12 protein-coding genes and 2 pseudogenes are annotated in these 12,392 nt (G+C 60.8%); 7 read left to right on the top strand and 7 right to left on the bottom strand.

What is annotated here, in order from left to right; genetic code table 11:
- Positions 1 to 32: 32 nt before the first annotated feature.
- From AC1Z3O_RS26665 to AC1Z3O_RS26645, 5 genes and pseudogenes are all read right to left on the bottom strand, one after another.
- Positions 33 to 227: pseudogene (locus AC1Z3O_RS26665) on the bottom strand (MFS transporter); the annotation flags it as partial.
- A complete protein-coding gene (locus AC1Z3O_RS26660; RefSeq protein ID WP_483519096.1) occupies positions 220 to 681 on the bottom strand; it encodes a chromate resistance protein ChrB domain-containing protein in 462 nt (153 codons plus the stop codon). The gene AC1Z3O_RS26660 and the pseudogene AC1Z3O_RS26665, both read right to left, overlap by 8 nt.
- A gap of 35 nt (positions 682 to 716) precedes the next feature.
- On the bottom strand, positions 717 to 1,307 hold the full coding sequence (locus AC1Z3O_RS26655) for a superoxide dismutase (RefSeq protein ID WP_483519095.1): 591 nt from the start codon (positions 1,305 to 1,307) through the stop codon (positions 717 to 719).
- An 18-nt stretch (positions 1,308 to 1,325) separates the two neighbouring features.
- A complete protein-coding gene (locus AC1Z3O_RS26650; protein ID WP_483519094.1) occupies positions 1,326 to 2,531 on the bottom strand; it encodes a chromate transporter in 1,206 nt (401 codons plus the stop codon).
- 47 nt (positions 2,532 to 2,578) lie between these two features.
- Positions 2,579 to 3,554 (bottom strand): annotated as a pseudogene (locus tag AC1Z3O_RS26645) (chromate resistance protein ChrB domain-containing protein).
- A gap of 415 nt (positions 3,555 to 3,969) precedes the next feature.
- Between AC1Z3O_RS26645 and AC1Z3O_RS26640 the strand changes: the two are divergent.
- The 7 genes from AC1Z3O_RS26640 to AC1Z3O_RS26610 all read left to right on the top strand — a co-directional run bounded on the left by AC1Z3O_RS26640 (position 3,970) and on the right by AC1Z3O_RS26610 (position 10,821).
- Positions 3,970 to 5,181, top strand: coding sequence for a cytochrome-c peroxidase (locus AC1Z3O_RS26640; protein ID WP_483519092.1), 1,212 nt, complete (start codon positions 3,970 to 3,972; stop codon positions 5,179 to 5,181).
- 45 nt (positions 5,182 to 5,226) lie between these two features.
- Complete coding sequence (locus tag AC1Z3O_RS26635; RefSeq protein WP_483519090.1) at positions 5,227 to 6,636, top strand: porin; 1,410 nt, start codon at positions 5,227 to 5,229, stop codon at positions 6,634 to 6,636.
- Positions 6,637 to 6,661: 25 nt separating this feature from the next.
- Positions 6,662 to 7,225 carry an FMN-binding protein gene (locus tag AC1Z3O_RS26630; protein WP_483519088.1) on the top strand — a complete coding sequence of 188 codons (564 nt, stop codon included), beginning with the start codon at positions 6,662 to 6,664 and terminating at the stop codon, positions 7,223 to 7,225.
- 3 nt (positions 7,226 to 7,228) lie between these two features.
- On the top strand, positions 7,229 to 8,041 hold the full coding sequence (locus tag AC1Z3O_RS26625) for an FAD:protein FMN transferase (RefSeq protein WP_483519086.1): 813 nt from the start codon (positions 7,229 to 7,231) through the stop codon (positions 8,039 to 8,041).
- On the top strand, positions 8,038 to 8,598 hold the full coding sequence (locus AC1Z3O_RS26620) for a cell division protein CrgA (protein WP_483519084.1): 561 nt from the start codon (positions 8,038 to 8,040) through the stop codon (positions 8,596 to 8,598). Before AC1Z3O_RS26625 ends, AC1Z3O_RS26620 begins: the two co-directional genes overlap by 4 nt.
- Positions 8,599 to 9,397: 799 nt before the next feature.
- Complete coding sequence (locus AC1Z3O_RS26615) at positions 9,398 to 10,225, top strand: MlaD family protein (RefSeq protein ID WP_483519083.1); 828 nt, start codon at positions 9,398 to 9,400, stop codon at positions 10,223 to 10,225.
- Positions 10,222 to 10,821 (top strand): ABC-type transport auxiliary lipoprotein family protein, encoded by a 600-nt coding sequence (locus AC1Z3O_RS26610; protein WP_483519082.1) that lies wholly within the window; start codon positions 10,222 to 10,224, stop codon positions 10,819 to 10,821. Before AC1Z3O_RS26615 ends, AC1Z3O_RS26610 begins: the two co-directional genes overlap by 4 nt.
- Here AC1Z3O_RS26610 and AC1Z3O_RS26605 read toward each other — a convergent pair.
- Positions 10,818 to 11,369, bottom strand: a complete 552-nt coding sequence (locus tag AC1Z3O_RS26605; protein WP_483519080.1) for a cytochrome b — start codon at positions 11,367 to 11,369, stop codon at positions 10,818 to 10,820. The genes AC1Z3O_RS26610 and AC1Z3O_RS26605 overlap by 4 nt on opposite strands.
- A 420-nt stretch (positions 11,370 to 11,789) precedes the next feature.
- Complete coding sequence (locus AC1Z3O_RS26600; RefSeq protein ID WP_483519078.1) at positions 11,790 to 12,173, bottom strand: YkvA family protein; 384 nt, start codon at positions 12,171 to 12,173, stop codon at positions 11,790 to 11,792.
- Between the last annotated feature and the right edge of the window lie 219 nt (positions 12,174 to 12,392).

Below are 12,392 nucleotides of genomic sequence, written 5' to 3'. Positions count from 1 at the left end.
AAGAGGGAGACTGGCTCGACGCCGATGTCCGTTCAGTTGAGTGGCCTGACACGCCTGAAAGCGATCAGAATGGCGATGTCATAGCCGATCTTCAGCAATCCACAGACCAGCAGCGGCGCGCTGACCCAGCCCACGACCATCAGGCCACCCGCAAGCACCGGGCTGACCGCCGCGGCCAGGCTCCTCGGAACCGCAGTCAGACTGGCTTTCCCGATGCGCTCAAGCGGACATCTGTGGCGGCCACCGATGAGTCTCCGCCTGGCAGCTTTGACACCATGCATACAGCGCGTCGTACATCACCATGCCGTGCTCAAGCATCTCGTGGTCATTCGTGAACACCTGGGACAGCCCGAGTGAAATGGCGTAGAGCCCGCTTGACTGCGGTGTCAGATCCAGGCACGACGTGTCCGCACCGCGCACAATGCTCGCCATTTGCTGCAGGGCCGAGTCACCAGCAAGTCTGTACTTGTCCAGGAACGCGTCGAAGCTGCACAACTCGCCCACATGCGTCAGCTCGACACCCGGGATGTCATACGGAATCGCACCGGTTTCATTGGCGATGCGAATCACGTCGCCCGATGGCACGTACAGGAAGTCAGGTGCCTCGTCGATGAAGCGCGCGATCAGCCATGGGCAGGCGATACGATCGATCTTGGGTCGTTCCCGTGTAATCCACTGCATGACGGCCTCCGTTCGATTGGCAGGTTGAGTTCAGGCTACCGCTGTACAGCACACAGGCGCTCGGCAACGCGCGCCCAATGCACGTTCTGCATGAACGCGTCCACGTAGGCTGCAGCCTTGGCGCCGTAGTCCATGTGGTAGGAATGCTCGTACATGTCGAGCGCCAGGATGGGCGTAGCACCGGCGAGCGTATGGCAATGATCAGACGCCCATTGATTGACAAGCCACCGGTCGCGTGGGGAGTAGGTGAGCAGCACCCAGCCTGAGCCGCCGCCAAGCGCCTTGCCCATGGCAGTGAATTCGGCCTGCCAGCGGGCGATCGAGCCAAAGTCGCGTTCGATGGCGGCTTTGACGTCGCCTTCCAGCGGCCCGCCGTCACCGAGGCTGTCGAAATACGCCTCGTGCAGAATCATCGAGTTCGTTGCGACCAGCTCCTCGCGCTTCAGCCCGTTGAGTACAAATACGGGGGCTGTCGCCAACTCCAATGCGGCAAGCTCCGCCGTAATGGCGTTCAGGCGCTTGACCGCGCCACCGTAGTTGTTCTCGTAGTGACTGAGGATCAGTTTCTCGGACAGGCCAGACAGGCCTGTCGGATCGCAAGCAAGTGGCTTCATCTGGTAAGTCATGGGATCTCCTGTGGCATCTCAGTGATGCAGCAACGGATAGGCGACCAGTCCAATCAACGCCGCACCCACAACAATCATGGGCTCGGACAGCATCTTGAACTTCAGCAGCAGCGCCACGGTGACAAGCGCCAGCAGCGCGGTCGGCATATCGACGATCGAACGTTTTGCCAGCACGATGACTGCGCCGGTGATGGCGCCGATGGCCGCAGCCGTTACGCCATCCACAAAGGCCAGGATCGCAGGTAGCTTGCCGTACTTCTTGAAGTAGGGCGCCGGCAGGATCGTGAACAGGTAGCAGGGCAGGAACGTGCCGGCCGCCGCGACGCACGCGCCGGGCAGGCCTGCGACCAGGTAGCCGATGAAGCCGACCGTGATGACAACCGGACCAGGTGTGATCATCGCCACTGCCACGGCATCGACGAACTGTTTGTCATTCAGCCAGTGGTGTTCAGTGACCACGCCGCCATACAGAAACGGCACGATGGCAAGCCCGGAACCGAAGACGAACGCACCGGCCTTGGTAAAGAACACACCGATCTGCGCAAGCAACGGCCAGTCCACCGTACTCAGCATGCTGCTTGCCGCCGGCAGCGGTGTTGCCGCAATGGCGTTCATCCTGCCTTGCCGTATCCACTTGGGCGGGGCGCGCCAGAACCAGACCAGAATGCCGCCCGCGAGGAACAGCCAGGCCACCTCCGATTCGGTGACCACCGTGACGGCGGCGAGAACCAGGTAGACAAACCACAGGAGTTTGTCCTTGCCCACACTCTTCTTGGTCAGCTTGTAGGCGCTGATCGCGATGATGCCAATCACCGCAGCCCCCACGCCATAGAACACCGACTGCATCCAGGTCAGGCCGCCGAAGCGCACGTAGGCCCAGCCGAGCGCCACTACCATCAGGAACGATGGCAGCACAAAGGCGATGCCGACCAGCGTAGCGCCCAGAATGCGGAAGTGCACATAGCCGAGGTAGATCGCGAGTTGGGCCGCCAGAGGACCGGGCGCCAATTGGGCCAGTGCGAGGCCTTCCTTGTAATCGGCATCGGTGATCCACTGCCGAGCGTCTACCAGATCGCGGTGCATATAGCCGGCGAGCGCCACCGGACCGCCAAAGCCGAAGGTGCCAAGCCGCAGGAAGTACATCACCAGTTGCCGCAGCGTGTAGCCGGGGCGTTCGTGCCCCGATTGGGCCGCAGAGGTATCAGATGGTTGGGGCGAGTTCATCTTGTCTCTTGTGATGGAATATCTGACTCTGCTGGGTTGGCAACGATCTAGCGCTTGCGCGAGCTTGAGAAATGCGCGTGAAGGGAGTCGAGGACATGGCCGACTTCATCCAGCAGTGCATCGTCATCGGGCAGGCGTTCACGCGCGCCAGCCAGCACCGCTTCGAAGCCACTCGCTTCTGCAACGGGCGAGCCGCCGATGTCCAGTACATGGACCATCTGGCCTAGGCGGGCCAGTCCCTTGTCCTCATCGAGTCCGAAGCTGGCGAGCAATACTTCAAACGAAACGCGGTCGCCGATATGCGTGAACGTCGCGCCATCGAAGTCGAAACCCAACACGTCGTCCGGGCATTTGCGGACGTCGTCGAGCCAGAGGAAGGTGGCATGGGGGTCGATGAAGCGCCGGATCAGCCAGGCGCAGGCAACGCGGTCTACCCAGAGGTGCCGCCGGGTCGCCCAGCGTCGGCCCTGATATTGGGCGGGGTCGCGTCGCGGGATGCTGCCCGCCACGCCGTGGGGTTCGCCCGGCGACAGCATGATGTCGATGGCCGCGTTGAAATCGCGCCATTGCGCTTCCGCGCGGGCTGACGAATCGTTGGGGAAAAAGTCGATCTTGCGGATCGCATCGAAGCTCCGGCCGTGGCGCCGAGCGATGCGCAGAAGTTCTGCTTCGTCCGCGCTCCCCAGCGCTGCACGAGCACCCGAAAGCTCCGCCATCCAGGCCCCGTATTCGGGGCTCCGGTCGAACAGCGCTCGATACTCGGCATCCTCCTGTGAATTGGCAGCCTGAACCGACAGAATCCAGACTTTGCCGTTCTCGCTGGCCGCGTCGTCTGCCAGCGCCTGGAGTTGCGCACGCAGTCCTGTCAAGTTGGGCAGAAGATAGGCGCCGTCGCGCAGCGATGCGCCGCCCAACGACTTGATGCCGCGCCACAGCCCGCATGCGCGGTGTGGCGGCCGATGTCGGGAGGCTCACGACGAGCAGTAGCCAGGTGGCTTCGGGGATGGAATGAAGAGCGTTCATGCGCCCAGCTTAGCTGGCCGTAATCACTGCTTCAATTTTGTAGAGATCTCTACAATCGGCCGGCTAGGCCGGTGATTGTCGCTGAATAGGGACAATTAAACCAATGGCGGATGTTCCTCAGCCGAGACTTGTCTCTTGGCCGCTACGTGACAACGGAATACCAGCACGTCGCATCATGAAATAGTTGAATGCAATCCATTCGGAAATCTATACTCCACATCCGAAACGCGAATCGTTGTGATTTGCGTAATCAATCAAAAAAATGAGCCAGAAAAGGGGAGAGTCGGCCGTGCGCCGCGCGATGTTGTGGGGAGCCATCGTCATTTCAATGTGCCTGGGGGCGTGCGGTGGTGGCGATAGTGGGGGTGGCGGCAATCCTGCGACTTCGCCTGTGACAGACCCATCGCTATCTGCGATGGCACAACTCGGGGAGAAGATCTTCTCCGACACGGCGTTGTCGGCCTCCGGCAAACAGTCGTGTGCAACGTGCCACGTCGCAAGCCGTGCCTTTGCCGGGGATGATCCATTGGCCGTGCCGCTCGGCGGGCCCAATATGGACCTGCCCGGACTGCGCAACACGCCGGCACTCGCCTACAACCAGTTCACGCCGGCCTTCAGCATTGGGAAAGATGGCAAGGCGGTCGGCGGCTTCTTTCGAGACGGCCGCTCCCCTACCTTGGCCGACCAGGCCGAGAAGCCGTTCTTCACACCGTTCGAGATGGCCAACGCCTCGCCCGAGGAACTGCTCGGGCGGCTGCTGACGCGCCCTTACATCGACCAGTTCATGGCGGTATTCGGCAAGGCTTCGGTGGATGACGCCACGACAGCCCTGCACAACATCGGCCAGGCGCTGGCCCAGTACCAGAAGGAAGAGCCCGCATTCCACCCGTTCTCCAGCAAGTACGACGCCTACCTGAAGGGCGCTGCATCACTGACACCGCAGGAACTGAATGGCCTGGCGCTGTTCAACAATCCGGCTAAGGGCAACTGCACGGCCTGTCACGTGTCGACGGCCACCGCCACTACGCCGGCACTGTTCACAGACTTCAGCTATGACAACGTTGGCATCCCGCGCAACTGGAAGATCCCGGCCAACATCGATGGCAGTACGCTCGACTATGTGCCGAAGAATGGCACCGCATTGGGCGAACCCAACCATGATTACTACGACCTGGGCCTGTGCGGCCCGCTGCGCACCGACCTGGCTTCGAGCACGGCGCGCTGCGGCCAGTTCAAGGTGCCCACGCTGCGCAACATCGCGCTGACCGGACCGTACTTCCACAACGGCGTGTTCAACACACTTGAGGAAGTGGTGGCGTGGTACATCACCCGCGACACCGATCCGGGCCGCTGGTACAGGAAAGCCGACGGCTCCGCCGACATCCCGTTCAACGACTTGCCAACTGCCTACAGCGGCAATGTCAACGTCAGCGAGGTGCCGTACATCCCGGGCCTCGCGCCCACCCTGAATAACAGCGAAATTGCCGACGTCGTGCGCTTCCTGTGCACGCTGACCGACGGCTTTGATCCCGCCAATCCTTCCGCCTACCAGATGCCGGCGCAGTGCAACTCCACCGAGGCCAGCGTTGCGGCCACGCGCGCCGGTACTGCTGCTGCCGCCAAATAAGTCATCAGACACGCAAATCCGAGAAAAACCAGCAAAGGGAGTGAGATGAAAAGAACCATGATCGCCGCTGCGGTCCTTGCCGCAGCCGGCTCGCCGGCGCTCGCCGCCACGACAGGCGCCAACCCCGTGGTGGTGCAGCAGCTCGAGCGCAAGATTGACGACATGGCTACCCAACTGCAGGCGCTGCAGGCCGAGCTCAAGGCGCTCAAGGAGCAGAACGTCACGCTGGCCTCGCAGCAGCAGACCCAGGCCAAGCAACAGGCCGAGCAGACCGCACAGGTGGCACAGATCCAGGCGTCCCAGGATTCGATCCAGCAGGTGGTGGCCAAGCCGTCGCCGCTCGATAACCTGAGCATCTTCGGCTACGGCGAGATCGCCTACTCGCGTCCGACCCGCAACACCAACGACACGCGCGCCGACATCGCGCGCGCGGTATTCGGCTTCGGTTATCAATTCGATGAGAAGACACGCTTTGCCTCGGAGTTCGAACTCGAGCATGCGATCGCCTCGTCGTCCGATTCCGGTGAATTCGAGGTCGAGCAGTTCTACGTGGACCACATGTTCACGCCCAAGGTCGGCATGACGGCGGGCCTGTTCCTGATGCCGGTGGGCCTGATCAACGAACACCACGAGCCCACCGCCTACTATGGCGTCTATCGCAATTTCGTCGAAACACTGATCATCCCCAGCACCTGGCGCGAAGGCGGTTTCGCGCTGCATGGCAATACCGACTTCGGGCTGGACTGGAACGTGGGCCTGACAACGGGGATGGATTTGTCGAAGTGGAACTTCACCACCGAGACACCGCTGTACAACTCCGCCCTGGAACTGCAGACCAACAGTGTTGCACCGTTCCAGGCCACGCACCAGGAAATGTCGATGGCCAACGCGAAGAACGCTTCGCAGTATGTCTCGCTGAACTATCGCGGTGTGCCTGGCCTGCTGCTGGGCGGCTCCGTCTTCACGGGCAACACTGTCCCGGCGGCAGGCGCGAGCAACCAGCGTGCCACGCTCTGGGAAACGCATGCGCGCTGGACGCCGGGCAAGTGGGATCTCTCGGCACTGTACGCGCAAGGCAGTATCAGCAATACCGCGCAAGTCAACGCGCAGTTCCCGGGAACTGCCAACCCGATGCCCGCGTCGTTCTACGGCTGGTACCTCCAGGCTGCCTACAATGTCTGGCAGCACGACAAGTATCGCGCCGTGCCGTTCGCACGCTTCGAGCGCTACAACATGGGGGCGAAGTATGAAGGCATCGCACCGGGATTCTCGGCAACGCCAAGCCAGCCCGTCACCTCGACGGGCGCTACTTTCGCCAAGCCTTACGATACGGTCTGGACAACCGGTCTGAACTTCTACCTGAACCCGAATGTGGTGTTCAAGATGGACTACCAGTGGTTCCGCATCAACAAGAATTTCAACCGGTTCAACCTTGGCCTGGGCGTCTACTTCTGATGAATGTTAGCGGGAGATAGTGAGCATGCGATACAGCCTTCCACGTACTGCGCTGGTGTGCAGCGCAGCCATCGCTGGTTGCGGCATTGTCGTGACGAGCGCATACGCCGTGCAGTATATGAGCGTCGAAGAAGGGCAGAAGTCCCTCTTCGCCAGCGCGACCGAATTCACCCCGATGGTGGTGGCGCTGTCGCCTGATCAATTGCGGCAGTTGGCCGACCGCGCCGGCGGACCGGCCAGGCCTGGTGCCTGGCGGATCTGGCAGGCACGCCAGGGATCGGCGTTGCTGGGCTACGTCGTCACGGATTCCGTCATTGGAAAGTTCGAACTGATCGACTATGCGGTCGCGCTGAGCCCCACCGGTGAAATCCGCGGTGTGGAAATCCTGAACTACCGCGAGAGCCACGGCTACGAGGTGCGCGGCAAGCCATGGCGTGCGCAGTTCACAGGAAAGTCCGCCGCCGCACCGCTGCGCATCGGCGACGATATCAGCAACATCAGTGGTGCCACGCTGTCATGCACACACCTGACCGATGGCATCCGGCGGATTGCAACGATGGCACAGATGGCGCTTGCGAAGGCGTCCTAGCAAGTGACGGCCAACATGGATCGGCAAAGTCGGTGTCGGCGAGCCAGGCCCTTCCTGGGCACGCTGGTTGACATCGACGCGTGTGGTGCGGATGCGCATCCCGCCGTGGCGGCGGCATTTGCGGCCATTGCGGAGGTGCACCACCTGATGAATCGCCACGATCCCGCCAGCGACATCGGGCGCATCAATGTCGCGCCAGTAAACGTCGCTGTCCGTGTAGATCCGCGGACGCGCTTCGTCCTGGATACCGCGGCATCCCTGTATCGTGACAGCGGTGGCGCGTTCGATTGCACCCGGCATGCCGAAGGCAGCGGTAGCGCCCACTGGTACTTGTGCGGTGACATCGTGAGCAAGACCGAGCCATGCACGCTGGATCTGGGCGGCATTGCCAAGGGCTATGCCGTGGATTGCGCGATCGAGGCGATGCGCAGTTTCGACATTGACCATGCGCTGGTCAATGCCGGCGGCGACATACGCCACATTGGCGTCGCGGCCCATGACATTGCGGTGCGCGACCCCGCAGCGCCAGCGAGCGTGGCCCTGCACTGTCGGCTGTTCAACGAAGCACTGGCCAGTTCGAGCGCGGCAGGACTGTCTGCTGCGCCATCGGGCCGATCACGCATTGTCGGCCACCGGAAAGAGATTCCATTGCGCGCCGGGGCGAGTGTGCTGGCCTCGACCTGCATGCTGGCAGACGCGCTCACCAAGGTCGTCCTGGCAACGGGTACTCCGGCCCACCCGCTTCTTGCACGCAATGGCGCACGCACATTGCTGTATCGTGATGGTCTTTCAGGCGACCAGCATCCGGCTGGTTGAACCAGCGGCCGTTCCACGTGATGTCAGATCTTCACTTTTCCCAGCCCGGTAAACGCCGTGCGCTCCGGATTCCTCAAGCCCGACGCCGCGTCATCTACGCGGCGTTCGCCGTGCTGCTGATCACTGGCGCCGCATGGCTGGCTATCCATTTCGTCGCCGAGGACCCGGCGGAACTGGCGACCTTGCAGGCGTGGAACATGAAGCTCCATGGCGCCGCAGCCTGGCTGGCCACCTACCTGGTTGGCACGATCTGGGCGGCCCACATCAAACTTGCCTGGAAACTCCAACACAATCGTTGGGCAGGCGCGGCTTTCGGCCTCATGGCTGCATTGCTGCTTGTCACCGGCTATGGGCTCTACTACTTCAACGGGGAGACCTTGCGCGTGCTTACGGAATGGCTGCACTGGCTGGCAGGCGCGCTCGCGGCTGGCCTTTTCTGGCTGCATCTGAGTCTGGGCAAGCGATACACGAAGCGACCAGCGGAGCACACAGCGAGCTCTATGCACGCCCCGCAGATTAAGGCTTCCATGCCGCCCCAAACTACGGCGGAGCACTGAACGTGGATTTGATTCGGTAAGGGCGCTTCAGCTAGCCGATGCTGTCTACTGGTAATCGGATCTCACTGGGAGTAATCACACAAAGCGCCACGTCTGGCATGAGTCGGCGTGCCCAAGCCAGGAAGTGTTTCATGATGGTCAGAGCCGGCTATCAGCTTGAAGGATAGTCGTATGCGCCAGGCAGGAACTAGCGCAGTTCCCCAGTAGTTCGTTGCCATCCCACCGAGGGGAAACTGCACGACGGGGGACAATCAGCAGCAGTCCGTGCAGCAGGGCCCAAGCCGACATGACTTCCACCTTGGCTGGCGGTTCGATTTCCACCGCGGTTACCGCGCGCCGTACTACGTCAAACACCTGATAGCGGTGCGTGCGCCAGCTCGGGATGGTTCGCTATGCGCAACGCGGCCCCGACCATCAGGCGAAAGGGGGGGCCGGCTCCTCGGTCGCGGACACCCGGTAGGCGCCCATCAGTGCGGCAAAGCACCGAGCCGGCGCGGCTCGGCAGCGCCTCGAAACGGGCATGCGGGCGCTCGAACCGATCAATTTTTTCAAGGCAACGATTCAATCCGAGGTGGATTGGCCCTACGAGCGGAGTCAGAGTGCCAGCCGCGGTGCGCACTGTGGCAATAGCGCTGGTGGCAGAGGAGGGGGATACTAACCGGACGGCGCCACTCACTCATATGTGGCGCCACTCCGACTTGACCTCGCGCACGATGTCCGAGTCGCGGGGGGAGCCAACCTGTCAAGTTGGACCTTCGTGGGAGGCGATCAAGGCATTATTCGCCCGGAGGGCTTCGCCATGAAAATCGGCATCGACACGAAGGCAAAGCTGATCTTTGCAGCGTTCTTGCTCGTCTTGACGATCGCCGGGGCGACTTGGTATGCGTTCTCGGTGAGCCAATACGCGACTTATCACGTCATTACGCGAGAGCCCGTCTCGGGGCTCATGGCGGATGCGCCGGTTGAGTTCCACGGCATCGAAGTAGGGAAGGTCAAAAGCGTCAAGCTGGCCAATCCGCAGTCCGTGGATATTCTTCTGGTTATCGACAGAACGGCGCCAGTGAATGCGGCTACCGTGGCCACGGTGACTTCCCGCGGACTTGCGACACGAGGATTCACCGGCTACGTTTTCGTCGCGCTCGAAAACGTCGGGGCCAATTCCGGGCAACTGCTTCCACAACCTGGCGAGCGTTATCCTACGATCCCGGCGGGGCCCTCAAAAGTCGTGACGCTAGATACCGCCATAAATCAGGTCAATGAAAACTTCCAGGCCGTTACCTTGCTGCTCACATCGATTCTCGACAAGCAGACCGTCGCGTCCCTAAAGCAATCCGCCGAGAGCCTGGAAAGAATCACTCAGGCAATGGCGGAAGATACCAGGAAGCTGGATGCCATTGTGGCGAATACCGAGCGCGCCAGTCATCAGTTTGCGCCCCTTATGGAGTCGTCACACGAGACGGTGAATGCGCTTCAGGCGCAAGTCCTGCCTGAGTCTTATCGGGTGCTGACCGAACTCGATACCTTGTCGAACTCGCTTGCCGCGGTCACGGACAGGATCAACCGAGACCCTTCAGTCCTGATTCGCGGCGCGGCGCCACCGCCGGCCGGGCCGGGGGAAAGGCGATGACGGCCGGTGCGACTGTTGGCGCGATTGGCATCGTTTTGCTTTCGGCTTGCACGTTGCTCACGCCGGTCAAGGTCGATACAAAGAAATACGCGCTGAGTACGATCCCAAGCGATCTTCCCATCGAACGAACACGCGCCGCGACGCTGTTGGTTCTGCTTCCGGAGAGCGCGCCGGCCTACGCCACGCCTCGTATGGTCTATACCACCCAGAAGTACCAGATCGCCTACTTCAGTCAGAACGAATGGGTGGAAACACCTGCGCAGATGATGCAGCCGTTGATCGTCGAGACGTTCCGGCGTACACACTATTTTGGCGCAGTCCTTTCTCCACCCGATTTTGGTCGACACACCTTCTCGCTTCGCACCGAGATTATTGAGTTCCAGCAAGATTTCACCTCGGATCCTGCGGTGGTGCGGCTTACGATGCGCTTCTATCTCAGGCGGGAGGCGGCCAATCAACTAATCGCGGAAAAGGATTTCTCGGTGCAGGAGCCACTGAGCGAAAAAAACCCCTACGCGGGTGTCGTGGCGGCCAATGTAGCCGTGGGACGATTGTTGCGAGAGCTCTCCAGCTTCGTGATTGAGAACGCCCATTAAGGGAGCATTTTGCGCAGCGTGTCGTCCTTGAAGACTAGATGATGTCGCAATGCCGCCCCCATGTGGACTACGATCAAAAGAATAAGCGTGTATCCCAGCCATTTGTGGATGTCGATGAGTCGGGCAAACAGATAGTCGCTGCGATGCACAAGATCGGGCAGCGTGAAAAATCCGAAAAAAGACACGGGGATACCGGCGGCCGACGACATGAGCCAACCCGTCATCGGCAAGGCGAACATCAGACCGTAGAAGCAAAGATGGACAAAGCGAGCGGTAATCATTTGCCATTCCGGCAGATGTTCAGACAGTTTCGGCAGCACCTGAGTAACGCGCCAGCTCAGGCGCAAGGCGAACAGAATCAAGGCCAGCAGCCCGAATTCCTTGTGATAGAGAATCAACGTGATCTTTTTCGTGCTAAAGCCAGCATCTGGCAGTGCAACCATGTAAAGCCCCAATGCCGCAAGGCCGATAAGAAGTAGAGCCATCGACCAGTGAAGCACGATGGCGAGGGCGCCGTAACGATCTTCGGTATTCTCGATCGGGATCATGAACCGTCTGCTTGGCTATATCGATGCGATGGTGACCCGCAGTTGCTTTGAAACACCTGCATGCTGCCACCACCACCACCACCACCACCACGACCGGCGGCCAGCGTCGGACCGCCCGCCGCCCCCGCCACGATTGCCAGCGTGACCTTGCAAAGCCTTCGGCGGTTCATGATGTGTCCCCGTCTTGCTGCCTGCCGGCCAGGGCGCTCGGCATGAAGGGCCTGTGCGCTGTCGCCCTTGTAATAAACGGCTGATGGGTGGGCTTTGTTCCATCAACCAGCCCCAGAGTTCGAGTCACGCCTTCATGAGATGTCGGCGGATGATGATGTATCTCGAAAGATCCTTCCGCAACTCTTGTTCCCCCGACGTGACGCCGTTCAACGCAGACATCGGCACAGTTCAAAGCGGTAGTCGAAACAGTCAACGGAGCGTTTGCCAGGCTCCAAATGCGACCAGAAACCAGATGCATAGAATCAGCCCAACTCCCCAATAGCTCCTCGGTTTCTTCCCTTGCGCTTCCAGCCATGCCTCGGCTTGGATACGACATGTCACCAGCACCTCGTCAGGAATCAAGCGAACGGCCAGCCAGATCAGTCCGGGCAAGAGAAGCACGTCATCGACATACCCGAGAATGGGTATGAAATCTGGCACAAGATCAATCGGGCTCAGTGCATAGGCAACCACGATCATGCACAGCAGCTTCGACAGCATTGGGGTGCCAGGATTTCGGTAGGCAAACCAGAGGGTCACACCGTCGCGCTTGATCTGTCGCGCCCAGCCACGCAGCTTTTCGGATAGCGTCATAAAGGTGATCGATTCTGCTACGCATTGTCTGATCTGGGCTCCCGCCGCGGCGCGACATGAGCCATTCAAACGACATTGGAATCAGCAGAAGGGGACCATGGCCCCCGAATACCTCAGCGTGACATGTGCCGTGCCGCAAACCGCCTCGGCACCTCAGCGCAACAAATGACTGTTGTGCACGTGAATGCGGCTACGTGCCGACGCGTGCAGAATGGCAGA

It is taken from the genome of Cupriavidus sp. 09_S30, from assembly GCF_056930435.1.
The sequence above is the reverse complement of the archived record's forward strand: the minus strand, read 5'-3'. Positions and strand labels throughout refer to the sequence as shown.

What these genes read in the sequence shown, in the direction of transcription:
- AC1Z3O_RS26600 (WP_483519078.1), bottom strand. Translation starts at nt 12,173, where the DNA reads ATGACGCTATCCGAAAAGCTGCGTGGCTGGGCGCGACAGATCAAGCGC.
- AC1Z3O_RS26650 (WP_483519094.1), bottom strand. Translation starts at nt 2,531, where the DNA reads ATGAACTCGCCCCAACCATCTGATACCTCTGCGGCCCAATCGGGGCAC.
- AC1Z3O_RS26615 (WP_483519083.1), top strand. Translation starts at nt 9,398, where the DNA reads ATGAAAATCGGCATCGACACGAAGGCAAAGCTGATCTTTGCAGCGTTC.
- AC1Z3O_RS26660 (WP_483519096.1), bottom strand. Translation starts at nt 681, where the DNA reads ATGCAGTGGATTACACGGGAACGACCCAAGATCGATCGTATCGCCTGC.
- AC1Z3O_RS26630 (WP_483519088.1), top strand. Translation starts at nt 6,662, where the DNA reads ATGCGATACAGCCTTCCACGTACTGCGCTGGTGTGCAGCGCAGCCATC.
- AC1Z3O_RS26655 (WP_483519095.1), bottom strand. Translation starts at nt 1,307, where the DNA reads ATGACTTACCAGATGAAGCCACTTGCTTGCGATCCGACAGGCCTGTCT.
- AC1Z3O_RS26605 (WP_483519080.1), bottom strand. Translation starts at nt 11,369, where the DNA reads ATGATCCCGATCGAGAATACCGAAGATCGTTACGGCGCCCTCGCCATC.
- AC1Z3O_RS26635 (WP_483519090.1), top strand. Translation starts at nt 5,227, where the DNA reads ATGAAAAGAACCATGATCGCCGCTGCGGTCCTTGCCGCAGCCGGCTCG.
- AC1Z3O_RS26610 (WP_483519082.1), top strand. Translation starts at nt 10,222, where the DNA reads ATGACGGCCGGTGCGACTGTTGGCGCGATTGGCATCGTTTTGCTTTCG.
- AC1Z3O_RS26640 (WP_483519092.1), top strand. Translation starts at nt 3,970, where the DNA reads ATGGCACAACTCGGGGAGAAGATCTTCTCCGACACGGCGTTGTCGGCC.